This is a genomic window from Neorhizobium sp. DAR64860/K0K1 (assembly GCF_050500205.1).
In the GTDB taxonomy this organism is placed as follows: Bacteria; Pseudomonadota; Alphaproteobacteria; order Rhizobiales; family Rhizobiaceae; genus Neorhizobium; species Neorhizobium soli.
Genome location: NZ_CP191458.1, coordinates 65,733 through 90,230, shown reverse-complemented (window position 1 = coordinate 90,230; position 24,498 = coordinate 65,733). Strand labels below are relative to the sequence as shown.

Annotated in this window: 22 protein-coding genes; 8 read left to right on the top strand and 14 right to left on the bottom strand. The window is 62.3% G+C overall.

What is annotated here, in order from left to right; all coding sequences use genetic code 11:
• Positions 1 to 11 precede the first annotated feature (11 nt).
• Genes ACQY1J_RS00425 through ACQY1J_RS00410 form a run of 4 tightly spaced genes read left to right on the top strand, consistent with a single transcriptional unit; the run spans position 12 to position 4,021 of the window.
• A complete protein-coding gene (locus tag ACQY1J_RS00425; protein ID WP_113166351.1) occupies positions 12 to 1,052 on the top strand; it encodes an ABC transporter ATP-binding protein in 1,041 nt (346 codons plus the stop codon).
• A complete protein-coding gene (locus tag ACQY1J_RS00420) occupies positions 1,049 to 2,179 on the top strand; it encodes an ABC transporter ATP-binding protein (protein WP_062459251.1) in 1,131 nt (376 codons plus the stop codon). The genes ACQY1J_RS00425 and ACQY1J_RS00420 overlap by 4 nt, the downstream gene beginning before the upstream one ends.
• Positions 2,180 to 2,183: 4 nt before the next feature.
• Positions 2,184 to 3,125: an ABC transporter permease gene (locus ACQY1J_RS00415; protein ID WP_062459249.1), complete on the top strand. Its 942-nt coding sequence runs from the start codon at positions 2,184 to 2,186 to the stop codon at positions 3,123 to 3,125.
• Positions 3,126 to 3,169: 44 nt separating this feature from the next.
• A complete protein-coding gene (locus tag ACQY1J_RS00410; protein WP_325265080.1) occupies positions 3,170 to 4,021 on the top strand; it encodes an ABC transporter permease in 852 nt (283 codons plus the stop codon).
• Here ACQY1J_RS00410 and ACQY1J_RS00405 read toward each other — a convergent pair.
• Together ACQY1J_RS00405 and ACQY1J_RS00400 are read right to left on the bottom strand one after the other, a co-directional pair.
• Positions 3,969 to 4,280 (bottom strand): SDR family oxidoreductase, encoded by a 312-nt coding sequence (locus tag ACQY1J_RS00405; protein ID WP_244508853.1) that lies wholly within the window; start codon positions 4,278 to 4,280, stop codon positions 3,969 to 3,971. The two genes, ACQY1J_RS00410 and ACQY1J_RS00405, sit on opposite strands and share 53 nt — an antisense overlap.
• Positions 4,281 to 4,394: 114 nt before the next feature.
• Positions 4,395 to 5,270 carry a helix-turn-helix domain-containing protein gene (locus tag ACQY1J_RS00400; RefSeq protein WP_430245410.1) on the bottom strand — a complete coding sequence of 292 codons (876 nt, stop codon included), beginning with the start codon at positions 5,268 to 5,270 and terminating at the stop codon, positions 4,395 to 4,397.
• A 108-nt stretch (positions 5,271 to 5,378) separates the two neighbouring features.
• Here ACQY1J_RS00400 and ACQY1J_RS00395 point away from each other — a divergent pair, with 108 nt between their 5' ends.
• From ACQY1J_RS00395 to ACQY1J_RS00385, 3 genes are all read left to right on the top strand, one after another.
• Positions 5,379 to 6,152, top strand: coding sequence for an SDR family oxidoreductase (locus tag ACQY1J_RS00395; RefSeq protein ID WP_210184922.1), 774 nt, complete (start codon positions 5,379 to 5,381; stop codon positions 6,150 to 6,152).
• Positions 6,153 to 6,518: 366 nt separating this feature from the next.
• The gene (locus ACQY1J_RS00390) at positions 6,519 to 8,102 is read left to right on the top strand and encodes a Na+/H+ antiporter (RefSeq protein WP_113111349.1); all 1,584 of its coding nucleotides are present in this window, start codon (positions 6,519 to 6,521) and stop codon (positions 8,100 to 8,102) included.
• A gap of 135 nt (positions 8,103 to 8,237) precedes the next feature.
• Positions 8,238 to 9,245 (top strand): Atu2307/SP_0267 family LLM class monooxygenase, encoded by a 1,008-nt coding sequence (locus ACQY1J_RS00385; protein WP_430249672.1) that lies wholly within the window; start codon positions 8,238 to 8,240, stop codon positions 9,243 to 9,245.
• Positions 9,246 to 9,390: 145 nt separating this feature from the next.
• Here the strand turns inward: ACQY1J_RS00385 and ACQY1J_RS00380 are convergent, their stop codons facing one another.
• The 7 genes from ACQY1J_RS00380 to ACQY1J_RS00350 form a co-directional block, all read right to left on the bottom strand.
• Positions 9,391 to 9,966 carry an NADPH-dependent FMN reductase gene (locus ACQY1J_RS00380; protein WP_062460060.1) on the bottom strand — a complete coding sequence of 192 codons (576 nt, stop codon included), beginning with the start codon at positions 9,964 to 9,966 and terminating at the stop codon, positions 9,391 to 9,393.
• A 36-nt stretch (positions 9,967 to 10,002) separates the two neighbouring features.
• Positions 10,003 to 10,923: a LysR substrate-binding domain-containing protein gene (locus ACQY1J_RS00375; RefSeq protein WP_430249671.1), complete on the bottom strand. Its 921-nt coding sequence runs from the start codon at positions 10,921 to 10,923 to the stop codon at positions 10,003 to 10,005.
• 84 nt (positions 10,924 to 11,007) lie between these two features.
• Positions 11,008 to 11,454 (bottom strand): SRPBCC family protein, encoded by a 447-nt coding sequence (locus ACQY1J_RS00370; protein ID WP_430249670.1) that lies wholly within the window; start codon positions 11,452 to 11,454, stop codon positions 11,008 to 11,010.
• Positions 11,451 to 12,194, bottom strand: coding sequence for an SDR family oxidoreductase (locus tag ACQY1J_RS00365; protein WP_430249669.1), 744 nt, complete (start codon positions 12,192 to 12,194; stop codon positions 11,451 to 11,453). Before ACQY1J_RS00365 ends, ACQY1J_RS00370 begins: the two co-directional genes overlap by 4 nt.
• 67 nt (positions 12,195 to 12,261) lie before the next feature.
• Positions 12,262 to 13,827, bottom strand: a complete 1,566-nt coding sequence (locus ACQY1J_RS00360; RefSeq protein WP_430249668.1) for a GMC family oxidoreductase — start codon at positions 13,825 to 13,827, stop codon at positions 12,262 to 12,264.
• Between the two features lie 358 nt (positions 13,828 to 14,185).
• Positions 14,186 to 15,328: an ATP-binding protein gene (locus ACQY1J_RS00355; RefSeq protein ID WP_430249667.1), complete on the bottom strand. Its 1,143-nt coding sequence runs from the start codon at positions 15,326 to 15,328 to the stop codon at positions 14,186 to 14,188.
• Positions 15,321 to 16,019: a response regulator transcription factor gene (locus ACQY1J_RS00350; protein ID WP_430249978.1), complete on the bottom strand. Its 699-nt coding sequence runs from the start codon at positions 16,017 to 16,019 to the stop codon at positions 15,321 to 15,323. Before ACQY1J_RS00350 ends, ACQY1J_RS00355 begins: the two co-directional genes overlap by 8 nt.
• A gap of 95 nt (positions 16,020 to 16,114) precedes the next feature.
• Here ACQY1J_RS00350 and ACQY1J_RS00345 point away from each other — a divergent pair, with 95 nt between their 5' ends.
• Positions 16,115 to 16,870: a phosphatase PAP2 family protein gene (locus tag ACQY1J_RS00345; protein ID WP_430249666.1), complete on the top strand. Its 756-nt coding sequence runs from the start codon at positions 16,115 to 16,117 to the stop codon at positions 16,868 to 16,870.
• 240 nt (positions 16,871 to 17,110) lie between these two features.
• Here ACQY1J_RS00345 and cysG read toward each other — a convergent pair whose 3' ends face one another.
• The 5 genes from cysG to nirB are packed head-to-tail and all read right to left on the bottom strand — an operon-like array spanning position 17,111 to position 24,498.
• A complete protein-coding gene (gene cysG / locus ACQY1J_RS00340) occupies positions 17,111 to 18,586 on the bottom strand; it encodes a siroheme synthase CysG (protein ID WP_430249665.1) in 1,476 nt (491 codons plus the stop codon).
• Positions 18,558 to 21,215 (bottom strand): molybdopterin-dependent oxidoreductase, encoded by a 2,658-nt coding sequence (locus ACQY1J_RS00335; protein ID WP_430249664.1) that lies wholly within the window; start codon positions 21,213 to 21,215, stop codon positions 18,558 to 18,560. Before ACQY1J_RS00335 ends, cysG begins: the two co-directional genes overlap by 29 nt.
• A 16-nt stretch (positions 21,216 to 21,231) precedes the next feature.
• A complete protein-coding gene (gene cynS / locus ACQY1J_RS00330; RefSeq protein ID WP_244473977.1) occupies positions 21,232 to 21,714 on the bottom strand; it encodes a cyanase in 483 nt (160 codons plus the stop codon).
• Positions 21,711 to 22,046, bottom strand: coding sequence for a nitrite reductase small subunit NirD (gene nirD, locus ACQY1J_RS00325; protein ID WP_062463257.1), 336 nt, complete (start codon positions 22,044 to 22,046; stop codon positions 21,711 to 21,713). Before nirD ends, cynS begins: the two co-directional genes overlap by 4 nt.
• 4 nt (positions 22,047 to 22,050) lie before the next feature.
• Positions 22,051 to 24,498, bottom strand: a complete 2,448-nt coding sequence (gene nirB, locus ACQY1J_RS00320; RefSeq protein WP_430249662.1) for a nitrite reductase large subunit NirB — start codon at positions 24,496 to 24,498, stop codon at positions 22,051 to 22,053.

Genomic DNA, 24,498 nt, shown 5'->3' with positions numbered 1-24,498 from the left:
TTAAGGCTGTAATGAGCACCTCACCTGATCTCATCCAAGACAAGTCAGCCCGATCGGATCGGGCTGACGACCACGCGGCCCTGGTGCTGCGGGTCGATGATCTGCGTGTCGTCTTTGAAGACGACACGCGTACCGTCACTGCCGTCGACGGCGTTAGTTTTGACGTTCGAAAAGGGCGCACGCTCGCGATCGTCGGCGAGTCCGGCAGCGGCAAGAGCGTGACCTCCCTGGCCGTCATGCGCCTCCTCCCCGAACACACAGCACGCGTGTCTGGCAGCATCAATTTCGCCGGTCGCGAGTTGCTCGAGGAAACGACGAGCGGTATGCGCAGCCTGCGCGGCAACCGGATGGGAATGATCTTCCAAGAGCCTATGACCTCTCTCAATCCGTCCTATACGGTCGGCGAGCAAATCAACGAAGTCATCCTGCGTCACCGACAGATTTCGAAGAAAGAGGCGACAGAACGCGGCATCGCCATGCTGAAGCTTGTGCGTATCCCATCACCGGAAACGCGTTACCGCCAGTATCCGCACAATCTCTCCGGTGGCATGCGCCAGCGCGTGATGATTGCCATGGCGCTTGCCTGCGAGCCGGAACTGTTGATCGCCGACGAGCCGACGACGGCCCTGGACGTGACGATCCAGGCTCAGGTCCTCGAACTGATGGGGGAACTGCGGCAGAAGACCGGAACGGCCATCGTTCTCATCACCCATGATCTTGGCGTTGTCGCGGAATCCTGCGACGACGTGATCGTCATGTATGCGGGTCAGGTTGTCGAGCAATGCTCGGTCGAAGACCTCTTCACCTTTCCGCAGCATCCTTACACCGTTGGTCTTCTCGGTTCGTTGCCGCGCCTGGACGAGAAGCGAGAACAGCTTGTCGCCATCACCGGCACGGTCCCGGACATGGCCAACCCACCGTCCGGCTGCCGGTTTCGGGCGCGATGTCCGTTCAGCATCGACAAATGCGCCGAGATGCCCACCCTGATGGAAATATCCCCAGGTCACCTCAGCCGCTGCTGGCGTGCGCCATTGCAGGACCTCGTCCCATGAGTGAAGCCCTCTTGAAAGCCAAGACGCCGATCATCGAGGCGCGTCACCTTGGCAAGAATTTCGTCGTCAAACGCAGCGTCTTCGGCCGGCCCTTGGCGTCCGTCGGCGCTGTCGACGACGTGTCGTTGTCCCTGATGCCCGGCGAGACGCTGGCAATCGTCGGCGAATCCGGTTGCGGGAAGTCGACGCTCGGCCGGTTGTTGATGCGCCTCATCCAGCCGACCGACGGTCAGGTCCTGATCGATGGTCAGGATATCACCAACATCAGCCATGCGGCGATGCGCCGTCAGCGCCGGCATGTGCAGTTGATCTTCCAGGACCCTTACGCTTCGCTCAATCCGCGCATGACGATTGCCCAGACAATCGGCGAACCGCTGATGCTGCACGATATCGTGCCGCCAAACGAGCGCGCTCGACGCGTTGCGGAACTGCTCGAAATGGTCGGCCTTCGTCCAGAGCAGGCCAGCCGATATCCGCATGAATTCTCCGGCGGCCAGCGTCAGCGCGTGGTGATTGCGCGTGCGCTTGCCTCCGAACCGAAGGCAATCATCTGCGACGAGGCCGTGTCTGCCCTCGACGTGTCGATCCAGGCGCAGGTCCTGAACCTTCTGAAGAGCCTGCAGAACCGATTGGGTCTGGCGTTCATCTTCATTTCGCACGATCTGAGCGTCGTGAAACACATCGCCGACCGCGTTGCGGTCATGTATCTCGGCAAGATCGTCGAGATCGGGACGTCGGACGAAATCTTCGCGACCCCGCGCCATCCCTATACCAGGGCGTTGCTGTCTGCCATTCCGGTCGCCGCCCCGCCCAGCCAGCAGCGTTCGAAGGAAGCGCGCCTGCATGGCGATCTGCCAAGCCCGATGTCGCCTCCGCAAGGTTGCAGGCTGCATACGCGATGTCCCCACGCGCGACCCGAATGCACGGCGGTCAGCATGGCGCTCGATGTTGAGGCAAGCGGCCATGCGAATGCCTGTGCGTTCTGGCGAGAGCTACCCGAACTCGATACGGCCGAGATCACCCGCGAACCTCGCGATCCGAAGCTGGAAAAGCTGTTTGCGGCCTTCGAAGCGATGGCGGCAGCCCGGATGACGCCCACGCCCTCCTCAACCGTGACCGGAGGCTAATTCCTTGACCTCGCTTCTTGCACGTCGTCTGCTGCAGCTCATTCCGACCATCGTCTTGCTGTCGCTGATCATCTTCTCGCTCCAGCATCTGCTTCCTGGTGACCCGGCGCTTGTACTTGCGGGTGAAAGTCCGGACGAAGCGACGCTAGCCGCAATCCGCGCCCAGTATCATCTCGATCAGCCCTTGCTCGTGCAATATCTCTACTGGGTGAAGGGCGTCCTGACCGGCGACCTTGGGCAATCCATGCGCCACAATCGCCCGGTTCTCGAACTTATCCTTTTGAAGCTGCCCGTGACACTGCAGCTCGCCGTGATGGGAATTGTCCTTGCTTTGGTGTTTGGCATTACCGGAGGTGTAATTTCGGCGCTGCGCCAGAACACTCCGGTCGATTACGCCACCAATGTCGTCTCGCTGGCCGGCATCTCGCTGCCGAATTTCTGGCTTGGCATCATGCTGATCATGTTCTTCTCGGTGTACCTTGGCTGGCTTCCTGCCTCCGGCTTCGTCAGCCCGTGGGAAGACCTGAAGATGAACCTGATGACGACGATCATGCCCGCCTTCGTTCTGGGCACCGGGATTGCCGGCGTCATCATGCGCCATACCCGCGGCGCCATGCTGCAAGCGCTGGAAAGCGACTATGTCCGCACCGCCCGGGCCAAAGGTCTAAGCGAGTGGGTCGTCGTATTTAAGCACGCAATGCGTAACGCGCTGACGCCTATCATCACGCTCGGTGCGCTGGAGTTCGGCGCCCTGCTATCCGGCGCCGTGCTGACGGAACAGATCTTTACGATCCCCGGCTTCGGGAAGCTGATCGTCGATGCGGTCTTCACGCGCGATTATCCTGTGGTCCAAGGCGTGGTGCTTGTCACCTCGCTGTTCTACATCACCCTCAACCTGCTGGCCGACATCGGGTATATCCTTGTTAACCCGAGACTGAGAGGCTGACCGTGCCAACGATCGCAACGACCAAACCTGCTGTCTCCCCCAAGATCAGCCCCGTCACGAACTTTTTCCATGGTCGCCTGTGGCGACGCCTGTCGAAGCGCAAGAGTGCGCTCGTCGGCCTTTTCGTGGTGCTGTTCGTGGTGGCCGTCGCCATTCTTGCCCCCCTGCTTGCACCCTACGATCCGGCATCCCAGAGCTGGACGGCGGTTCGCAAGGCACCGTCAATGGCGCATCTGTTCGGCACGGACGAAGCTGGCCGCGACATACTTTCCCGCATCATCTGGGGCACCCGCGCTTCGTTGCTGGCAGGCCTTACATCGGTCGGGATCGCGATGGCAATCGGCGTGCCCCTCGGGCTTGCGGCAGGTTTTCTCGGCGGCGTGGTCGATGGCTTTATCAGCCGGTTTACGGATGCCATGCTCGCCTGTCCGTTCCTGATCCTTGCAATCGCGCTGGCCGCTTTTCTCGGTCCAAGCCTGACGAATGCGATGCTCGCAATCGGCATCACCGCCATGCCGCTCTTTATCCGACTGACCCGGGGTCAGGTTCTTTCGATCCGGGCCGAAGAGTATATCGAAGCGGCAAGTGCCGTGGGCAATCCACGTTGGCGGATCGCGGTTCGCCATATCCTGCCGAATATTCTTCCCCAGTTGATGGTACAGGCGACCCTGACGATCGCATCCGCGATTATCGCCGAAGCCAGCATGTCCTTCCTCGGCCTCGGCTTGCAGCCGCCGGCACCATCCTGGGGCTCCATGCTGAATTCCGCCCAACGGTTTATGAGCAACGCTCCCTGGATGGCGCTATGGCCGGGCATGGCAATCTTCATGACCGTACTGTCGTTCAACCTGCTCGGCGACGGTCTGCGCGACGCGCTTGATCCACGCTCCCGGTAGGACGGCATGGGCAGCGTCGTCTGGCCGGCCCATGCGCCCTAGCGGGATCATACCGGAGAAGCTCATCCCGGACCTCTTGCGGGGCTGCGGCCATCAAGGCCGTATCGTTTGGGCCACAGCTTACGACGTTGACACGGATGCCTTTCGGAGCAAACCCGTTGGCCCAGGTGCGGGTGAAGGAGCGCACATCAGTCGTTGTGGCTCCGTAAACGCCATATCCTTTGGTCCCGATGTCGCCCGCGCTGGAGCCGATCAACACGATCGTCCCGCTGGCTTGCCCGAGATCGTTAGAACCTGCGCCGCGAACTTCGGCCGTTCACCGGCTGAATTGAAAAGCATGAGACCGTCGGAAACCTCAATAATCCGGACCTCATCACACCCGCAGCGCGCCGGGGGTGAGGCCGTCTTCCCGGCGCATGATGGCCGTCAGGTGGCTTTGGCTGGAGAAGCCGCAGGTAAGTGCGATCTCTGCCAGGGGCAGCGGTCCGTTGACGATCAGTGCACGGGCCTCGTCGAGGCGAAGTCGGGTGAAGTACTGGTGCGGGCTCGTTCCCGTTCGACGCCTGAACGAGCGAAGCAGCTGGCTCGACGAAAGCCCGACCAGCGAGGCCAGGTCCTCGAGCCTGACACCGAGTGTCATATGCGCCTGCATGTGATCGCGCACCTGCCGGAACTGCCGGTCAGACAGCCCACCCAGATCCTTCTGGGGCCGGGCTACGCCATATTGCCGGATGAGGTGGATGCCAAGCAGGTTGAGGAGCGAATCAAGCTCGAGGCCGGCCATCGTGCCATGCGTGCCTGAACGCAGCTCTTCACGCAGCATGCCGCCCAGCAGTCCGACGCGGCGGTCGACGACCGGCAAGGCATCCGCGACGACGGTTGCGGCCGGCAGGTCGAGGTCGGACTGGGCGAGACCGTCAAGCCATGGCTGCGACAGCGAGAATGCCGCCACTTCCTTGGGCTCATGCCAGCGCGCCCAGTAGTCTGCGCCTGCCGGAACGATTTCACAGCATCCGCTCGCAGCCGAGGCGGTGCGGATCCGCGTCCCGCCAAGGCGTGACTCGCGGTTGCTGAAGGGCTTGAACGACAAGAGCACGAGATGATGGGGGATCGACTGGCTGATCTCGCCTGCGTTCCGCCGGTTCCACGCCGCCGTCCCGAAATCGGACCGGACGAGCCGACCCCAGTTCGGCACCGGCGTGTCGGCAGTGGCGACATGCGGTGCTTCGGGCGGAATGGCATCTGACATGGCTGTTTCCCGTCCAGCGTGCGGATTTACTAACAACGATGCGCGTATCCTGAAAGCCGCACCCCCTCCATGTCGCCTATTCCTTGATCATCAACAAGGAGAAAGACAATGACGACCAGCGACATGATCAAAAATAACGACGGCCAGGTTGCAGTGGTGATGGGTGCAACGCGCAACCAGGGTCGGGCCTATGCCGTCATGCTGGCGCGCAACGGCTGCCGCGGCGTGGCCGTCCACTATCACGGCGAGGCCTCCCGCGGCGAAGCGGAAGAAACTGCCGCCGAGATCAAGCATCACGGTGCCGAACCCCTCCTGTTCAGCGCCGACCTGACCCAGGTCGCCGATGTCGCGAGATTGTTCGACGCGGTCGACAAGTCGTTCGGCCAGCTCGACATCGTGGTGAACACGGTCGGCAAGGTGGTCAAGAAGCCATTTGTCGAGATCACCGAGGCCGACTTCGACCAGAGCTTCGCAATCAACAGCAAGGCGGCGTTCTTCTGCATGCAGGAAGCCGCAAAAAGGATCGCCGACAACGGCCGTATCATCAACATCGGCACGACGCTGCAGGCGGCAACGACCGGGCTATACGCGATCTATGCGGGCTCCAAGGCGCCGCTCGAACACTTCACGCGCGCGCTTGCCAAGGAGATCGGCCACCGAGGCATCACCGTCAACACCGTAGCACCCGGCCCGCTCAACACCTCCTTCTTCTACCCGGTGGAAAGCGCGGAATCCAAGGCCTTCCTCTCCGGCATGAGCCCGCAGAACCGGCTCGGCGAAATCGACGAGATCACCCCGCTGATCGAGTTCCTGGTCAGCCCGGGCGGCAGTTGGGTCACCGCGCAGACCCTCTTCATCAACGGCGGCTTCATCGCCCGCTGATCCCTCGACTGCACAACCAAAGGCTGATGGCGCATCGATCAGGCCGTCAGCCGGCATCCAACCCGACTGAGGCGCAGCGAACTTGATCAGGTGTGGCCCGCTATCGCGACCCATCCTATCTTTTGGTCTGCATGCCCGCGACGAACCACATGGTCGGTTCATCAGCAGCGTTGGGATCAGGCGGCCGTTCTTGCTATGTCGCAAATGCTCAGAGTAACTGCCTTAAGCAGCTGTTCGAATACCTAAGGGTGCAGGAGCAGCAATGCACATCCATTGATCTGTTAGACACCGTAAATTTTGGGCGACTGGCCCTATACTCTGGAGGTATGCCGCCATCAGAGAGATTGGCACCTTGGGGAGAGAGAGATGCATCCGGCCGAAACGTTCGAACTGGTTTTCACCCTGCTTCTCGCGATCCTCGCCCTGCACTGGTTTGCCGAACGCGCCAAGCTTCCGCCATCTGTCGCCCTTCTCGTCGGCGGCGGGGCCCTGGCCTTCCTTCCCGGACTGCCGGTGATCGAGCTGGATCCCGAGCTGGTTCTCGTGCTTTTCCTGCCGCCGCTCCTGATGGACGGGGCCTATTATACCGCGCTTGCCGCCTTCCGCCGCCACAGCGCCGGCATTCTGTCGCTGGCCATCGGCGCGGTCGTCTTCACCACCCTGGTGGTGGGACTTGTTGTCCACTGGCTGGTCCCGGCGCTGCCCTGGGCCGCCTGTTTCGCCCTTGGCGCCATTGTTTCGCCACCGGATGCCGTCTCGGCACGGGCGGTTCTGCAGCGCGTTAAGCTTCCCCGCCGGCTGACAACGCTTCTCGAGGGTGAAAGCCTCCTGAACGACGCCAGCGGCTTGGTGCTTTTCCGCTTCGCTGTCGCGGCAGCCTTGACGGGGAGTTTTGATGCCGTGGATGCGAGCCTCGAGTTCGGCTTCCTGGCGATTGGCGGCGTCGTAGTCGGCGCCGTCGTGGGTGGGGCCTGGACCTTCCTCCTCCGGCGGCTGGGCGACGAGACCCTGATGATCCTCGCCTCCCTGATCCTCGGCTGGGCCGCCTATCTGGCTGGCGAAGCGATCCACGTCTCGGGCGTCATCTCCACAGTCACTGCGGGCCTGGTTTTCGGCTGGTACCAGCACGTCGTCTTTACCGCGAGCGTTCGCATCCGCGCCGGCGCCTTCTGGCACGTCATGGTGTTCCTGATGGAGGCCATGATCTTCATCCTCATCGGTCTTTCGCTGCGCGGCGTGCTGGAGCGCGTCGGGGGATTCGAGACTGTCCTTGCCACCATGGCGGTTCCGGTCGTGGGCGTGATCGTCGCGATGACGCTGGCGCGCTTCGTCTGGATCTTCGGCTGCGACGCCGTTCTGGCGCTGCTCAACCGGCTCGGATTTCCCATCGACGACCCGCTCGGCCCGAGGGCCGCGACGGTGATGAGTTGGGCGGGCATGCGTGGCGTGGTCACCCTCGCTGTTGCCCTGACCGTCCCCGAAACCATGCCAGGTCGCGACCTCATGCTGGTCGCAGCCTTCGCCGCCATTCTCGTCACTGTTCTCCTCCAGGGGACGACGCTGGGGCTGGTTATCCGCGCGGCGAACCTGTCTGATCGGGGCGTGCGCCCGGCATTGAGCCTTGCACAGGCGGAAGCGGCGGTCGCAGCAGCCCAGCTCGTCGCCGTCCGGTCGCAGGCCTATACCGACGACGGAACGCTTGCCCATCCGCGATTGCTCGAGGGCTTCCAGCGGCGAGCCGACCAGGCATTCCAGAACGCGGACGATGAAGACACTTTCGTAGACGAGATCACGGCCCACTACGACCTCGTCCTCGAGGCGGTAAGGGCCGGCCGGGCCGAACTCGTGCGCCTTCATCGCGCCCACCAGATCAGTGACGAAACGCTGCATGACCTGGAGCGGGACCTCGATCTGGAAGAGCTATCGGCGACAGCCGCGAAATCCCTCTGACATGGCGCTTGCGTCGTTTACCTCTGTCCAACGCGCTGGACTTAGCGTCCTGCTGATGTCCCTTCTGATGCCGGAGCCCATGACTTAAAACGAGCGCATCACCGGCGATCGACTGCAAATGAAGGAACTATGGTTTTGGAAATCGGAATTGACAGTTTTGCGGCAACCGTCAAGGGTGTCAGCGACATGGATCGCATGGGTTTCCTGCTCGACGAGATCGAGATGGCCGATACGTCTGGCCTCGACGTGTTCGGCATTGGTGAGCACCACCGCAGCGACTATCTCGACAGCGCACCGGCCGTCATCCTTGCCGCCGCCGCCGCGCGGACGAAGTCGATCCGGCTGACCAGCGCGGTAACGGTGCTTGGCGCCGCAGACCCCGTCCGCGTCTTCCAGGAGTTCGCGACGCTGGACCTCATCTCGCGGGGACGGGCTGAAATCGTCGTCGGTCGGGGATCCTCGATCGAGGCCTATCCGCTGTTCGGTCTCGACCTCAACGACTACGATGCCCTGTCGGAGGAAAAGCTGGAACTGCTGCTCGCCCTGCGCGACGAGACCAATGTGACATGGTCCGGCCGGTTTCGTGCGCCACTTGACGGCCAGGGTGTCTACCCACGTCCTGCCCAGCCGAAGATGCCCATATGGCTTGGGGTTGGCGGCACGCCGCAATCCTTCGCCCGTGCCGGGATCCTTGGTCTTCCGCTGATGGTGGCGATTATCGGCGGGGAATTCCGGCGGTTTCGATCGCTGGTCAATCTCTACCGGGAGGCCGGAGCACGCGCCGGGCACGCGCCCGAAGCACTGCGCGTCGGCATTCATGCGCTCGGCTTCGTGGCCGAGACGGACCGCGAGGCGGAGGATCGCTTCTTCCCCGGCTGGCAGGCGATGTTCACCAAGATCGGCCTCGAGCGTGGCTGGGCACCGTCGACGCGCGCGCAGTTCGACAACCTGGTTCGGCCCGGCGGCGCGTTCCTCGTCGGTGATCCCGATACGGTGGCGGCAAAGATCCGGCAGACGTCCGAGGACCTCGGCGGCATCGACCGGCTGACGTTCCAGATGAGCTCCGCGGCAAGCGACCAGCCGGCGATGCTGCGGTCGATCGAAATGCTCGGCCGCGAGGTGAAGCCACGCCTCTCGGCCTGAGCAAAAGGTCGTTTCTCAAAGCGACGGTTGCCGAGGCGGCCTTTCCGTATCCGCCGGAGGACAAGGCGACGAAAATGCGGGTTCCGACCTACTGAGCCAAAAGGCGCCTGGTCCGTCGGTTATCCGCACGCGTTGCAGGCGGCGTTCAGCCTGAGACTCGGTACCTTTGCGCAAAGTGCGCGAAGGCCGAAACCTGTTTTTCCAGGAAGTGACGGGTTTCGGCATCGGTCAGTTCCAGCGTTTCGCTGTGCACCTTGGCCGCGACATGCCCGATCATGACCTCCGGCTTGTTGAGAACGGCGGCATCCAGATAAACGAGGATCTGTCGGAGATGGTACTGAGCCCGGGCGCCGCCGAGCATGCCGGCTGACGCCGTCTGGATGGCCACCGGCTTGCCGGCAAACGGCTGGTTCGGCAGCCGTGAAAGCCAGTCCAGCGCGTTCTTGATGCCACCCGGGACCGAGTAGTTGTACTCGGGCGTGACGATGATTACGCCGTCGGCGAGACGGATCGCCTCACCCATCGCCGTCACCTCCGCGGGGAACCCTGCCGCCTGCACATCCTCGTCGTAGAGCGGGAACGTGCCGACCGAGCCGAGTGCCGTGATGGTCACGCCCTCGGGGGCGAGAGACGGCAGGGAGCGAGCGATTGCAGCATTGTAGGATTTATGACGCAGGCTTCCGAGAAGGGTCACGAAGTGCAGCGGCTTGGGTTCAAACATGAAGGCTCCAAATGAGAATGCTGACGAAAAGGCGGATCAAACGGGATCAGAATCCGGATTGACCACTTTCGGCAGCTCGATGATGAGATAGTCGAGAAACGCGCGCACCGATGGCAGCACGTAATCCCGGAACGGCAGGACTGCAGTAATCTCCGCCTTGCCGGCCAGCCATTCCGGCATGACCCTTCGCAATCTGCCCTCAGCCACGTCTTCCCGGCAGATGTAACCGGGAAGCGCCGCGATCCCGATGCCGTCTGCCGCAGCCTGCTTCAGCATGATCAGGTCGTTGCCCGCCATGCGTGGCTGGACGGAAAGCACCCGGTCGCCGATCACGGGATGGCTGAGCTTCCACACCGTTGCCTGCCCGGGACGGTGCATCGCTAGAAGGTCATGCTCCGATAGGTCGTCCGGTGTCTTCGGTTCGCCACGACGCTCGAGATAGCTCGGTGCTGCGAAAATGAACCAGGGCGCCGGAGAGAGCGTCCGCTGCACCAGGGCCGAATCGGTCATCTGCCCCTCGTGAGCCCGGATCGCGAGATCGAAAGCGCCGCCGATGATGTCCGTCTGCTCGTCGCCCGTGTGCTGGACGAGCTGGATTTTCGGGTGGTCGATCGCGAACTGCGGTATGATCTGCCGCAGGACATAGATCGAGGTGGCGATCGCCGTCGTGAACTTGATGACCCCCGTCGGCTCCTCCAGCCTCTGGCGCACCGCGTTCTCCGCGATGTCGGCGTTTCGAAGCATGACAAGCGCGTGGCGATAGAAGAGAGTGCCCGCTTCGGTCAGCGTCTGCACCCGTGACGTTCGATTGATCAGCCGGACGCCGAGGGCGGCTTCAAGCTGCTGCAGCCGATGGCTGAGTGTCGACTTCGCAACGCCCGTGCTGCGGCTTGCAGCTGTCAGGCCGCCGCTGTCGACGACCTGGACGAAGGTACGGAAATCATTGAGGTCGAGCACGGGTTCAGTCCCTTTACGAGATCGGCGCAAAGACCGCCAAAGGCCGTTTTTGATGGGCCGATTCCAAGGAGACCACGACCAGCATTAGAGAGACGCCCTGACAAGCGCAACCCCGAGATGATGGGCCAGCCCTCTAGATGCCGCAGCAAACGCCGAGAGGTTGATCCCCATCACCACCTCCGAATCGATCCCATCCACCGGGACGAACGACGCCTCGAAGCGGATGCTGGCTTCATCGGCGCTCTCGCCGGGACGAACCTGGATCTGGTTCGTCTGCTCGCTGACCGGGATCGGAAACGTCACCATCTGGTAGGTGAGATGATACGCCCCGTCATCACTGGCTATCAGCAGCTCGCGGACGGTCGTCCCGTCGGTCGTGACCAGCTCCCGTTCTCCGTCGGCGACCTGACGGCTTTCACGGGCAATCGGGTTCCACGAGGCGACCGCTGCGAAATCGCGAACGACGGACCAGATCCGTTCCGGGCTTGCGGCAAGGGTCGCGGTATAGACGGCGACATAGCTCTTGCTCATACCCGTGCTCCACCGTTGGCCAGAACGTGCTGCCCCGTCAGCCAGCGTGCCTGGTCGGAAGCAAGGAAGGCGACGACATCGGCGATCTCGTCGGGTTCGCCAAGGCGTCCGAGTGGCGACCCGGCCGCAATCCGGTCACGCTCTTCCTGCGGCGCATCCTTGATGAACTCGGTGTTGGTTGCGCCGGGCATGACCGAGTTTACGGTAATCCCGCGGTGACCCAGCTCTATCGCCAGAACCTCGACGATCAGCTTCGATCCGGCCTTCGAGGCCGCGTGCAGGCCCATGCCCTGTGCCGTGAACGCGGTGGTCGAGGTCGAGATGTCGATAATCCTTCCGCCGTCCCGCACCCGCTTGGCCGCCTCCTGGAGCACGAAGAACGAGCCCTTGGCATTGAGACCAAAAATCCGGTCAAAATCCTCTTCCCGGACGTCGACGACCGGCACGCCAATGAACGGCAGCCCGGCATTGGCAACGACGATGTCGAGGCTGCCGAAGGCCGTATCGACCTCGTCAAACAGCCGCCGGATGTCCGCCATATCGGCCACATCGGCCTGGAAGGGACGCGCCACGCCGCCGGCCTCCTCGACGGCCCGCACCGCTTCCGCCGCTTCCTCCGGACGGCTGCGATAATTGATCGCGACCGTTGCGCCCTCGCGGCCGAGCCGTTCACCGATCGCCCGGCCGATGCCGCGCGATGCACCGGTGATCAGCGCCACCTTGCCTTTAAGAGATGTCATGAGAATGCTCCTTCGTATGTGGGCGATGATGGGCGAGACCGTCGGCTTGACCGTTCGGTCCGATCGATCAGGCGAGGATGCGCGCGGCGATCCGCTCGGCGACCATGATGGTGGTGACGTTGGTCGGAACCGATGGGATGTCTGGCAGGATGGAGGCGTCGACGACGCGGAGGTTCTCGGTGCCGCGCACGCGCCCGAAGGCATCGACGACGGCGGTCTCGTCGGTGTCTGTCCCCATCGGAACCGTCGAGGTCGGATGCTGGTAAGCCGCGATGTTGGCGATGATATTGGCGCGCAGGTCCGCGTCGCTGTGCACGCCGTCCCCCGGGGCCATCTCGTGATCGACCATGCCCGCGAAAGGCGCGGTTCTGCCGATTTCGCGGGACAGCTTGACCGCCTCCAACATCCTGTCGAGATCGCTCGGGTCGTTGAAGAAATTGTAGTGGATGCGCGGCGCAACGCGCGGGTCTCGCGAGGCCAGGCGGAAGCTGCCGACCGACTTTGGCAGCGTCACCGCAGCCGCGAGAATGATCGCGCCGCCCGTCGGGCTCGCCTTCGGGTCGATGAAGTGGGTCGCGGATACCTGGAGGTCGAGATCGCCGCCGGTTGCGGACGATGAGCCCGTCCAGACAAGCGCACCGGCTGCGGGGCTCATGGCCCTGTCGGAGGCCTTCAGTGCGTAGACGTTGTAAAAGAACGGATGGTCCTGGAGACGGGATCCGACCGGCAGATCCGCCAGAACAGGGATCTCCAGCGCGGGGAGATCGCCGGCAGGCCCGATGCCGGAGCGCAGCAGCATGGCCGGGCTTCCGAACGCCCCGCCCGACAGGATGATCTCGCCGCCGGTCAAAACCTCTCCCGTCACCAGCCGGACGCCGGTGGCCCGATTGCCGCTGAAGACAACGTGATCCACTTCTGTCTCGCCGCGGATGGTGAGGTTCGGGCGGGCGCGAACCTCCTCGGTGAGATAGACGATGCCGGTATTCATCCTCCTCTCGTCGACGACGTTGAGCGGATAGGCCCCTGCCCCGTCCGCAGCCGCGCTGTTAAAATCCGAAACGTCAGCCAGACCCAAGGCCCACGCGGCGTGAACGAAGCCGCGAGAGGACGCGGTCAGTTCCTCGAGGGTTCGCTGCCGGACCGGAAAGGGGCCGGATCGACCATGCAGGGTATCGTCGCCGGTCGGGGTGTTTTCCAAAGCCTTGTAAGCGGCCGACACATCGTTCCAGGACCAACCTTCGATCCCGCGCGCCGCCCAGCGTGCGAAGTCGGACGGCCGTGCCCGCATGGCGACCGTACCATTGACGGCGGAACTGCCACCGACGACCCTGCCCCGCGGCAATGGAATGTCATGGCCGAGCTTTGTCGTGTCGTCGCTGTGATAGTGCCAATCGAAATCCGGAGTCCCCACAGTGCCGGCATCGGTCAGGCTCTGCGGATAGGCGCTCGGCGCGAAATCAGGCCCCGCTTCCAGCAACAGTATGGTGCGATGAGGATCGGCGCTGAGGCGCGTCGCAAGCACCGCTCCGGCGGACCCACCTCCGACGATGATCACGTCGACCGGTGGCGCTTCGGCATGGGCGTGCGCCAGGCCGATCAGGACAGCGCCCGTTGCTTTGCCGCTTCCAGCCATGAAACGTCTCCTCGTCATTGCCACTTGCGTGGAATTTGTCCCTGATGGAGCGCTATGAGCGCTTCAGACGACGCTCCACTCCTATTTCAGGGAAGTAGCGAATACGGGATTGTGCGAACAGCGGGCCCATCCCGGAAGCTGCGTTCAACAGGATGGACGACGCACACCGACGACGTGACGACGCCACGAAGCTAGGCCAACAGTCTGAACTGAGCAATGCAGTGCTTGACGACCGAATTTGAGGCGCAAGGCGGAGGCATTTCCGCTGTCGGTCAGGAGCGGTAGATTCTTACCCGGTGCGACAGGCCGGCGCTGTTCGCCTCCATTTCAGTTGGAGCGTCCTCGGGATCGCTTAGGTCTACGCGACCTCAAATGTAACCTTGGCGTATGCGCCACCGTCAGGATTGTTTCCGACCTCCAAGCGGGCATTGTGGCCTTCCGCAATCGCTTTGACGATCGTCAGACCAAGCCCTGAACCGCTTGTGCCACGACCGCTGAGCCTCTCGCTTCTCCAGAACATGTCGAAAGAGGAGTGCTGCGCATAGTCTGGTAGTCCTGGACCCTTGTCCTGGACAGAAATGAACGACCGCCCCGTGTCATCCACCCCGGTATGAACATCGATCGGCCCGAAATTGCCCGCGTATCGCCGTGCGTTTTCCAGAAGAGCGAGGATAGCCTGGCGGAAACGGTCCGGATCGATCATTGCCGGTGCGGGCGCAAGGTAGGTTCGGAAATTGACATCACCGCCTGCGGAGATCTGGAACAGGGTCACCGTCTCCGAAGCATGCAAGGCCAGGTCGGTCGCCATGGTCGCGGTCACAAAGTCGATCGTGCCTGCCAGTGAGAGCGTGTTCAGCTGGTCCACCAGCCGCGACATGCCCCGTGTCTGCGCCAAAAGCGCACGCAACTGGGCTTCGCTGACGGGAATGACGCCGTCAGTCATGCCTTGCAGATTGCCCTGCAGCACCGTCAGTGGTGTGCGCAATTCGTGGGCCACCGCGCGCGTGTTGAATTTCAGGCGGGTCTCCAATGCAAGCAACTCGCTCGCCATGCGATTGATGGTGATCGCAAGCGTTTCGACTTCCTTGGTTGCGCCCGGTTCGACCGTGACCTGAAAATCGCCCTGCCGGATCTTTTCGGCTGCGGCCGTCAGGCGGGTGAGCGGCGCGACGAGCCGGTAGGCCAGGACGACGCCAATGCCGCTGGTAAACACGATCAGCAGAAATCCGAAACCTAAAACACCCTCGACAGGGGACGCCTCGGTCGCCTCTTCCAGTGTCGGATAGAGCGGCGCGAGTGCCGCGAGATCGCTCGGTGCGGGGATCTCGCCATTGTTGATGCTGACCCAGGCACGTTTCGCATCGGGGGGCAGCGCGTCCAGTGCCGATAATTCGGCATGATCGATATACCAGTCGGTCAGGATATAGAGGAGCGCGATGGTCATCAGTTGAATGACGGAAACCAGAGCCGCCGTCAGTGTTGATAGAGCCGGTCTAGACAACTGTCGACCTCGCGAAACGATAGCCTATCCCGCGCACGGCAACGATAAAGCCGTCCAGGCCGCAACTCGCCAGCTTTCGCCTGAGGTTGGCGATATGCGTATCGACGGTTCGATCGAGCGCATCGCTTTCGGGCATGCACGCGTCCAGCAAGGATGCTCTTTCGAAGGTCTTAAACGGCGACCGGACGAAACAAACGAGAAGGCGAAACTCCGTTGCGGTCAGCGGCAGTTCGACCCGGCCTTTGTCCGTCGAGGCAATCGCGATGTGGGACTCCAGCTGAACCTCGACCCCGTCGTGCCGGACAACCTCATGAGCGCCAACGCCTCTGGTGCGCTTGAGGACAGCGCCCACCCGCGCCACTACTTCCTGCGGGTTGAACGGTTTGGTGACATAGTCATCGGCGCCGAGCTTCAAGCCGAGCAACTTGTCGGTACTGTCATCCATCGCCGACAGGAAGATGACCGGCACGCTCGAATTTGCCCGGACCCTCGCCAGAAGATCGAAGCCATCGATGTCAGGCAGGCCGATATCGAGCAGGATCAGGTCGGGCTGCAATCTCTGGACATGGGTGAGAGCCGTAAGGCCTGTCGAAGCCTTTACCGTCCTGTAGCCGGCTCTTGCGAGATATTTTTCAATAAGGGAAGCAATCTCTTGGTCGTCCTCGACGACCAGCACGAGCGATGAGATCATCGTCAAACTCTCTGACTTTGACATGCTCTTCTCCGGTTCTCGGTCAAATCTTGATAATCCGGCGAGAGAACGTGGTCCTCACAGAGGAACCACCCATGGACGTAACTGATCTCAACCACGCTCAGAAAGCAAATCCGAAGACCGTTGAAGACGAAGCACACCGTTTGCTTCCAGAGGCGCTTATGCTTCTGGGTTTTGTATCGCTGATCTTTGCGACTGTGCCGGAAATCGACCCGATCGTCAGTCGTTATTTCTGGGATCCCATCGCGGGCTTCGCTTTCGAGGAATACAGTTTCCTCATTGCGTTTCGTGACCTCAACAGGCTTCTGCCTTGGGTCGTGATCGGGTTTGCAATCGTGCTTTTGCTTGCAAGTCCTTTCCTCAGGAACCCGAAATACTCAGCCGCACCGCATAAGTTGTTATTCGTGCTGACGTTCTTTGCAGCAGGTCCGGGGCTGGGCGTTCAAGTCATCAAGATGCTGGTCGGGAGGGCGCGTCCAAGAGCACTCGACGAATTCGGCGGCAGTGCGATCTTTACCCCTCCGTGGCAGCTCACCGACCAATGCGTCAGGAATTGTTCCTTTATCTCGGGAGAGGCCGCAAGCGCCTTTGCGCTGCTCACACTTGTCGTGTTCGTCACCCCCAGACACCGGACAACTTATCTCGCAGCGGTCGGCATTGTCGCGGCAGCCTTCTCATTCAACCGAGTGATGTTCGGAGGCCACTTCCTCTCGGACGTGGTGATTGCCTGGAATGTGATGTTCGTTCTGGCCGTGCTCCTCTGGCAATTGTTTTCTCAAAACGCACCTCAGATCGACGCACTATTTAAGAGAGATCCGTGCCGAACGTAAGTCTTCGTCGAGATCGCATCAGAGCGCGGAGCTAGGTCAAGCCAAATCCGATCGTGCGTCAGTTTTCACACACTGCGTTGGTTGCAAGGACGAACGACACCGGCCGGCGTCGCGGCAGGCCATTGAAGTTACTGCCACGTGGCGCACGGAAGTAGAATGTAGCAACTTTTGCAAGTCTCGGCGCATTCAGGGCCTATCCTTTGTTTGCCGCTCCCTCCCAGCGACGTCGCTCAGCATCGCTCAAACGCTTCCAACCCGATGCTCCTGCCCTTCCTGGTCGAAACTTTGACCGTGTTCTCCGGCGACCGTGCCGAACACCTCTCCGACCCCGATCAACACAGGCTCTTCCACGCCGACCATGCGCATGGCATCGCCAAGGCTTGCGAGCGGACCAGCCCAGCGCTGTTCGTGGGGGCGGCTGACGGAGGATACCACGACGACGGGCGTGTCAGCTGTCATGCCATTGTCCATCAGGCGCTGCTCGATCTGGCCTGCCATGCGTCCGCCCATGTAGAACACCGAGGTCTGGTTGGGTTTGGCGAGCGAGGCCCAGTCGACGGTCTGGGGCAGTTCATGATCCCGGGAATGCGCCGTGACGAAACGGACCTGCTGGGCGTGGTCGCGGTTGGTGAGCGATGTCTTCAGCGACGCGGCCATGGCCGACGCTGCGGTAATGCCCGGCACCACGTCCACGGCGATGCCCTCGCTTTGCAGACGGGCGATTTCTTCGCCTGCCCGCCCGAAGATCATCGGGTCACCGGATTTAAGCCGGACAACGCGTTTGCCGTCCTTTGCGAACCGCACCATCATGTCGTTGATGTCATCCTGGCGACAGCTCTCCCGTCCGCCTCTCTTGCCGACGAGGAACCGCTTTGCCTCACGCCTCGCCAGTTCCAGCACCTCCGGCGAGACAAGATCATCGAACAGGATGACATCGGCGGCCTGCAGCGCCCGCATGGCCTTGAGCGTGAGCAGTTCGGCATCTCCCGGCCCCGCACCGACCAGGGTCACCGATCCCAAACTCGGAACCGAAGCGATCTGCTCGGCGGTGGCCAGCAACCGGTCCGCGGTATCTTGCGCTGGTGGCTCGTTGGTCGAGAGGCTTCGGGCAACGAAACGCTCCCAGAAAAGGCGTCTTGCCGGACCTGGCGACAGCCGGCGGTTGACCGCCTCCCGCAGCGACTGCGCAAGGCTTGCCCATTGCTTCAGCGCCGGCGGCAGCAGTGTTTCGATCCGCTGGCGGATCGCCTGGGCCAGGATCGGTGCCGCTCCATCCGTCGAGATCGACACGATCACTGGCGACCGGTTGACGATCGAGCCGAACTGGAACTGGCAATAGGCAGGCTTGTCGATCACATTGACGGGGACGCCGGCCCCGCGCGCCGCGCAGTAGAAGGCCTGCGCCTCGGCTTCGGTCTCGCAGTCGGCGAGCGCCAGCGATGCCCCGGTGAAGATACCGCAATGCCAGGGATGGTCATGATGCGTCAGACCGGTCCGCTCCACCAGCGCCTTCATCGTGTCGCCGAGCTCTGAGGTTTCGCAGAACAGCTCTACCTCAGCGCCGCAGGCCTGCAGAAGCTCTGCCTTCCAGGCGGCGCCATCCGATCCGCCCGCCATGACCGCCCGCTTGCCCGTAAGGTTCCAGAAGACCGGCAGCTTGGCGAGTGCTGCGATGCGTTCGTTTCCGTCACTCTGCTGCAAGGGTTTGCGTCGCATCCAGGATCCTCCTGATTTCGGGGCGGCAGGAGCCGCAATTGGTTCCGGCATTCAAGGCTAGGCCGACAGCTTCCACAGACCGGCAACCGCGATGGGCGGCGGCACTAATCTCATTGCTACCGACCGAAAAACAAGAGCAGACGATCGCGCCCTTGTCCGGTCGCCCCGCTGCCGGACGGCCGGCTATGAGCATGGAACGGGTGCGGCTGTCTACATGCCGCTCCTTCAGCTGCTCGACCGCCCATTGCCGCGATACGCTGACCGGTTCAGATGACACGAACAAGGCTGCGAGCAGATGCTCTCCGCCAAAGGCGAGCAGGCGGTGATCCCCGGCCTGCCGGTCGAGGTAACCGGAGAAGTCCTGGCGCTCGTCGAGCCGCAAGCTGCGCCGCAACCAGTCCTCCCAGCCATCGGCGGGCGGATCGCCTGCAAATTCCAGTCGGTAACCGCCTTCGGTTCTCGCGATCGCCCAATAGGCAAACGGGAGGTCGAGCGGACGCTTCGCCGTCACCAGGAAGCCATGCGCTTGCGCCTCGTTGCGGGAAACGGAAACGCGCGCCAACTTTAAGGCAGGCTGGCCGGACACCGGATCGACGCGGCGTGGAACCAGCGTATCGACGCGGGCACCCGGCGCCGTCTCGCCGGTCCAGTGCATGGGAACGAAGACTGAACCCCGCATCTGCCGTTCGGTCAACAGGGCGCGCACGATGATCGACCTGCCGTTTTCGCCTTCGACATGCACGAGGTCGGCATCGCCGATACTGACGTTCGCCGCGTCCGCCGGATGGATCTCGCAGAAGGGCTCCGCGATATGGGCGGAGAGCCGGGCACTCTTTCCCGTGCGCGTCATCGTATGCCAGTGATCGCGGATCCGGCCCGTATTGAGGGTGAAGGGAAAGCGGCCGTCCGTCTTTTCCAGCGCAGGCGTCGCGACCGGCACAAAGCGGGCCCTTCGATCGGCGGTGAAGAAACCACCATCGCCGAAGAAACGAGCAAGAGTTGATCCGTCACCGCGCGACGGCCACTGGAACGGATGGAGGTCGTCATAGGCGCTGTGGCTGATCGCGGCATGGGCGCCAATATCAAAATCGCGCTCGCCCTCGTTCTCGAAGGCGGACAGGGCTGCATGCTCGGCGAAGATCTCGCCCGGAGCGCCGTAATCGAAAGCCGGGCCGAACCCCATACGCTTAGCCACCTCAGCCATCTGCCACCAGTCGGCGCGGGCCTCGCCCGGCTCAGATAGGAACGGTCTCTGCCGGGAGATCCGACGCTCAGAATTCGTCACCGTGCCGGATTTTTCGCCCCAGCCGGTGGCCGGAAGCAGGACATGGGCGAGACGGGCCGTATCGGTATCCTGCTGGATGTCCGAGACCACCACGAAGGGGCATGCCTTGAGGGCCGCCTTGACCGCATCGGCCTCGGGCATGGAGACAACCGGATTGGTCGACATGATCCAGATCGCCTTGATCCGTCCGTCCGCCACCGCCTCGAACATGTCGACGGCCTTCAGGCCGGGTGTGTCGGCGATGGTGGGTGAATTCCAGAAGCGTTGCACCCGATCCCGGTGCACCGGGTTCTCGATCGCCATATGGGCTGCGAGCATGTTGGCGAGACCGCCGACTTCGCGCCCGCCCATGGCGTTCGGCTGGCCTGTCAGTGAAAAGGGTCCCATTCCGGGCCGGCCGATCCGACCGGTTGCGAGATGGCAGTTGATGATGGCGTTCACCTTGTCCGTGCCGACGGCAGACTGGTTGACGCCCTGGCTGTAGCAAGTGACGACCTTCTCGGTTTGTCCGAAGAGACGGTAGAACTGACGGATGAGCATGCCGGACACGCCCGTCGCCTCCGAAAGGTCAGAGACAGAGCCAGGTGCCGCTGCCATCAACGCTTCAGGGAACCCGGATGTGTGCCTTGACACGTAGTTTTCGTCCACCGCTCCGGTCTCGGACAGATAGGTGAGCAGGCCGTTGAACAGGGCTATGTCGCCATCGGCGGCCACGGCCAGATGCAGATCGGCGATGTCGCTGGTCGCGGTTTTGCGCGGGTCGATCACCACCACCTTCATGGAAGGCCGGGCAGCCTTGGCCGCCGCCAGACGCTGGTAAAGGACAGGATGGCACCAGGCCATGTTCGAGCCGACCAAGACCACCAGATCCGCCAGCTCCAGGTCCTCATAGCAGGCCGGGACGGTATCGGCGCCGAAGGCGCGGCGATGACCGGCAACGGACGAGGCCATGCACAGGCGTGAGTTGGTGTCTATGTTGGCGGAGCCGATAAACCCCTTCATCAGCTTGTTGGCGACATAATAATCTTCGGTCAACATCTGCCCGGAAACATAGAAGGCAACGGAATCTGGGCCGTGATCGGCGATGGCCCGCTGGAAGTTTGCGGCAACGAGATCGAGCGCTTCGTCCCAGCCGGCTCTTTCGCCATGAACTTGAGGGCAAAGTGCGCGACCGTCCATATCCAGCGTTTCGGCCAGCGCCGAGCCTTTCGAACAAAGCCTTCCGTAATTCGCGGGATGGTCAGGATCGCCCGACACGCTGATCTTGCCCTCGTCGTCGACTGCGGCGATCACGCCGCAGCCGACACCGCAATAGGGGCAGCTCGTCTTGGTTACACCGGACATGGTGGCTTCCCGCATCTCACCAACTATTGTAACCGAGATATTTTCCGCTCATGCGGATCTCAATGCGGTCGCCCTTCGGATTGGCAACCTTCTCCACCACCATGTCAAAATCGATGGCGCTCATGATGCCGTTCCCGCATTTCTCCTGGATGAGTTCTTTCAGGGTCTCACCGTAAACTCCAACGATCTCGTAGAGCCGGTAGATGCAGGGATCGGTGGGGATATCGCGACCCCAGACCTTGGTTGGGAACTCGGCCAAGACGACAGCACATTCCTGGGGGAGACCGAGATCGCGCACCAGAAGATCGGCCTTCACGCGCGGCAGCGCATTCATTCCAAGGCAGGCCGAGGTAACAAATACCTCGCTCATGCCGATCCCTTCGGCAATCGAGGCCCAGCTCAGGCCGGCCTGCCGCTTCTTCTCGTAGATCATCTCGGTCACGTCTGATTTTGACAGCATCATTGCCTCCTTGGGAATATGCAGGATGGGGGTGTTCACTCGGCCGCTTCCAGCCGTCTCTCCAGGAGGATGGACAATTCGCCGTCCGTGTTGCGCAGCGGCAGTGTCGCCACGGAGCCTTCGTCGGCGCCGAGTGCGCGGCCGCTCTCAAGCGAGATCACCCAGTTGTGCAAGGGGCAGGTCACGGCCTTGCCATGCACGATGCCCTGGGAGAGCGGACCGCCCTTGTGCGGGCAACGGTCCTCAATTGCAAAGACCTCGTTTTCGGCCGTGCGAAACACGGCAACCTTGCCCTGCGGCGTCTTTACGCAACGCGCCCCGCGCAGCGGAATGTCGTCGATTCGACCGATCGTCATCCAGTTGCTGTTCATGGCCTCACTCCGCTGCCTGGTTGTAGCTGATGGTCGCCATGGGCTTGAACTCGTGCTTGTCCTTGCCCGAGACACGCTCCGACCAGGGGTCGACCTGGGCGAATGTCTGGGAGAAGACGAAGCGGTCGTAGTAGGCACCGCGTTTTTCGGGATCGCCCATGATCTGGCGGCGGATCTCGTCATGGCCGATGCGTTTGGCCCATTTGTAGATGCGCTCAAGGTAACGGCCCTGCTCGCGATACATCTGGGTGAGCGCCACGATATGCTCCAGCGCCTCATCCTCGGTTTTCACCAGACCCAGGACATCCGTGCCCTTGATGTCGAGACCGGCGGCACCGGCGAAATGGATCTCGAAACCGCTGTCGACGCAGATCACTCCGATATCCTTGCAGGTGGCTTCGGCGCAGTTGCGCGGACAGCCGGAGACGGCAAGCTTCAGTTTGGCTGGTGTCCACGAGCCCCACATGAACTTCTCGACGCGGATGCCGAACCCGGTCGAATCCTGGGTGCCGAAGCGGCACCAGTCGGAACCGACGCAGGTTTTTACCGTGCGCAAGCCTTTGGCATAGGCCTGACCCGAGATGAATCCGGCCTTGCCGAGGTCGGCCCAGACGGCCGGCAGATCTTCCTTCTCGATGCCGAGCAAATCGATGCGCTGGCCGCCGGTCACCTTCACCATCGGTATTTCGAACTTGTCGACGACATCGGCGATGGCGCGCAGTTCCGCGGCGTTCGTTACACCGCCCCACATGCGCGGCACGACCGAATAGGTGCCATCCTTCTGGATGTTGGCGTGCACACGCTCGTTGATATAGCGCGACTGGTAGTCGTCGGCATATTCGTCCGGCCAGTCGCAGACGAGATAGTAGTTGAGCGCAGGCCGGCACTTGGCGCAGCCGCAGGAGGTCTTCCATTCCAGTTCCTGCATGACGGCGGGAATGGTCTTCAGACCCTTGGCCTTGATTAGGCGGCGGACGTCGTCATGGCCAAGTTCGGTGCAGGTGCACATTGGCGTGACGGCGGCCGGATTGTAGGCATCGCCCAGCGTCAGCGCCATCAGCTGCTCGACGAGGCCAGTGCAGGAGCCGCAGGATGCGGATGCCTTTGTGTGGGCGCGGACGTCATCCAGCGAGGTCAGACCCTTGCCGGTGATGGTCGTGGTGATCTTGCCCTTACAGACGCCGTTGCAGCCGCAGATTTCCGCATCATCCGGCAAGGCTGCAACGGCCGCCATAGGGTCCAGCGGAGACCCTCCCTGGTAGGACTGGCCGAATATCAGGGTGTCGCGCATTTGCGAGATATCGGTCCCGCGTTTCATCAGGTCGAAGAACCAAGAGCCATCCGCCGTCTCGCCGTAGAGTACCGCGCCGATGATGCGATTGTCCTTCAGGACCAGCCGCTTGTAGATGCCGGCGGACGCATCGCGCAGCACGATTTCCTCGCGGTCCGGCGCTTCGGCAAAATCCCCTGCCGAAAACAGGTTGATGCCGGTGACCTTGAGCTTCGTGTTGACGACAGAGCCATGATATTCGCTGGTACCGCCGATGAGGCGATCAGCAAGAACCCTTGCGGCCTCATAAAGGGGCGCAACGAGCCCATAGCAGATGCCGCGATGTTCGGCGCATTCGCCGAGCGAAAAGACGTTCGGGTCAGAGGTCATCATGCCGTCATCGACGACGATGCCGCGGTTGACGGCGATGCCCGCATCCTTGGCAAGGCTCGAGGCCGGGCGGATGCCGACGGCCATGATCACCATATCGCCGGTGATGACGCGGCCGTCGTCCAGTTCGATACCCTCCACCTTGTCGGTGCCGAGGATCTGCTTGGTATTGGCCTTGGTGATGATGTCGATGCCGCGTTCGGTCAGCGCCTTTTCGAGCAGATAGGCGGCAGGCGGATCGAGCTGACGGTCCATGATGGTCGGGTTGAGGTGAATGACGGTCACCTCCATGCCCTGCCGCTTCAGCCCGTAAGCAGCCTCCAAGCCCAGCAGCCCGGCGCCGATGACGATGGCGCGGCCCTTGGCGCCCGCAATCTCGACCATCTTCTCGACATCGGCGAGATCGCGGTAGGCGAGAACGCCGGGCAATTGGTGACCCGGAACCGGGATGATGAACGGGAGAGAACCGGTGGCGATGACAAGCTTGTCATAGGCTGCGGTGATGCCGTTGGCCGAGGTGACCGTCTTCGCCTGGCGGTCGATCTCAGTGACCCTTGCACCCTTGTGCAGTGTCACGCCATGGGTGGCGTACCAATGGTCATTGTGGATGACGATGTCGTCGTAGCACTTTTCGCCGGACAGAACCGGCGAGAGCATGATGCGGTCATAGTTGACGCGCGGTTCGGCGTTGAAGATGGTCACGTCGAAACGACCGGGGGCCTTTTCGAACAGCTCTTCCAGCATGCGACCGGGCGCCATGCCGTTGCCGATGATAACGATCTTTTCCGTCAT

Excerpts from the sequence above, each read along its gene's own strand:
- ACQY1J_RS00335 (WP_430249664.1), bottom strand. The coding sequence starts at position 21,215 with ATGTCCGGTGTAACCAAGACGAGCTGCCCCTATTGCGGTGTCGGCTGC.
- ACQY1J_RS00345 (WP_430249666.1), top strand. The coding sequence starts at position 16,115 with ATGGACGTAACTGATCTCAACCACGCTCAGAAAGCAAATCCGAAGACC.
- cysG (WP_430249665.1), bottom strand. The coding sequence starts at position 18,586 with ATGCGACGCAAACCCTTGCAGCAGAGTGACGGAAACGAACGCATCGCA.
- ACQY1J_RS00400 (WP_430245410.1), bottom strand. The coding sequence starts at position 5,270 with ATGTCAGATGCCATTCCGCCCGAAGCACCGCATGTCGCCACTGCCGAC.
- ACQY1J_RS00360 (WP_430249668.1), bottom strand. The coding sequence starts at position 13,827 with ATGGCTGGAAGCGGCAAAGCAACGGGCGCTGTCCTGATCGGCCTGGCG.
- ACQY1J_RS00365 (WP_430249669.1), bottom strand. The coding sequence starts at position 12,194 with ATGACATCTCTTAAAGGCAAGGTGGCGCTGATCACCGGTGCATCGCGC.
- ACQY1J_RS00425 (WP_113166351.1), top strand. The coding sequence starts at position 12 with ATGAGCACCTCACCTGATCTCATCCAAGACAAGTCAGCCCGATCGGAT.
- ACQY1J_RS00380 (WP_062460060.1), bottom strand. The coding sequence starts at position 9,966 with ATGTTTGAACCCAAGCCGCTGCACTTCGTGACCCTTCTCGGAAGCCTG.
- ACQY1J_RS00350 (WP_430249978.1), bottom strand. The coding sequence starts at position 16,019 with ATGATCTCATCGCTCGTGCTGGTCGTCGAGGACGACCAAGAGATTGCT.
- ACQY1J_RS00395 (WP_210184922.1), top strand. The coding sequence starts at position 5,379 with ATGACGACCAGCGACATGATCAAAAATAACGACGGCCAGGTTGCAGTG.
- ACQY1J_RS00390 (WP_113111349.1), top strand. The coding sequence starts at position 6,519 with ATGCATCCGGCCGAAACGTTCGAACTGGTTTTCACCCTGCTTCTCGCG.
- ACQY1J_RS00370 (WP_430249670.1), bottom strand. The coding sequence starts at position 11,454 with ATGAGCAAGAGCTATGTCGCCGTCTATACCGCGACCCTTGCCGCAAGC.
- nirB (WP_430249662.1), bottom strand. The coding sequence starts at position 24,498 with ATGACGGAAAAGATCGTTATCATCGGCAACGGCATGGCGCCCGGTCGC.
- nirD (WP_062463257.1), bottom strand. The coding sequence starts at position 22,046 with ATGAACAGCAACTGGATGACGATCGGTCGAATCGACGACATTCCGCTG.
- ACQY1J_RS00420 (WP_062459251.1), top strand. The coding sequence starts at position 1,049 with ATGAGTGAAGCCCTCTTGAAAGCCAAGACGCCGATCATCGAGGCGCGT.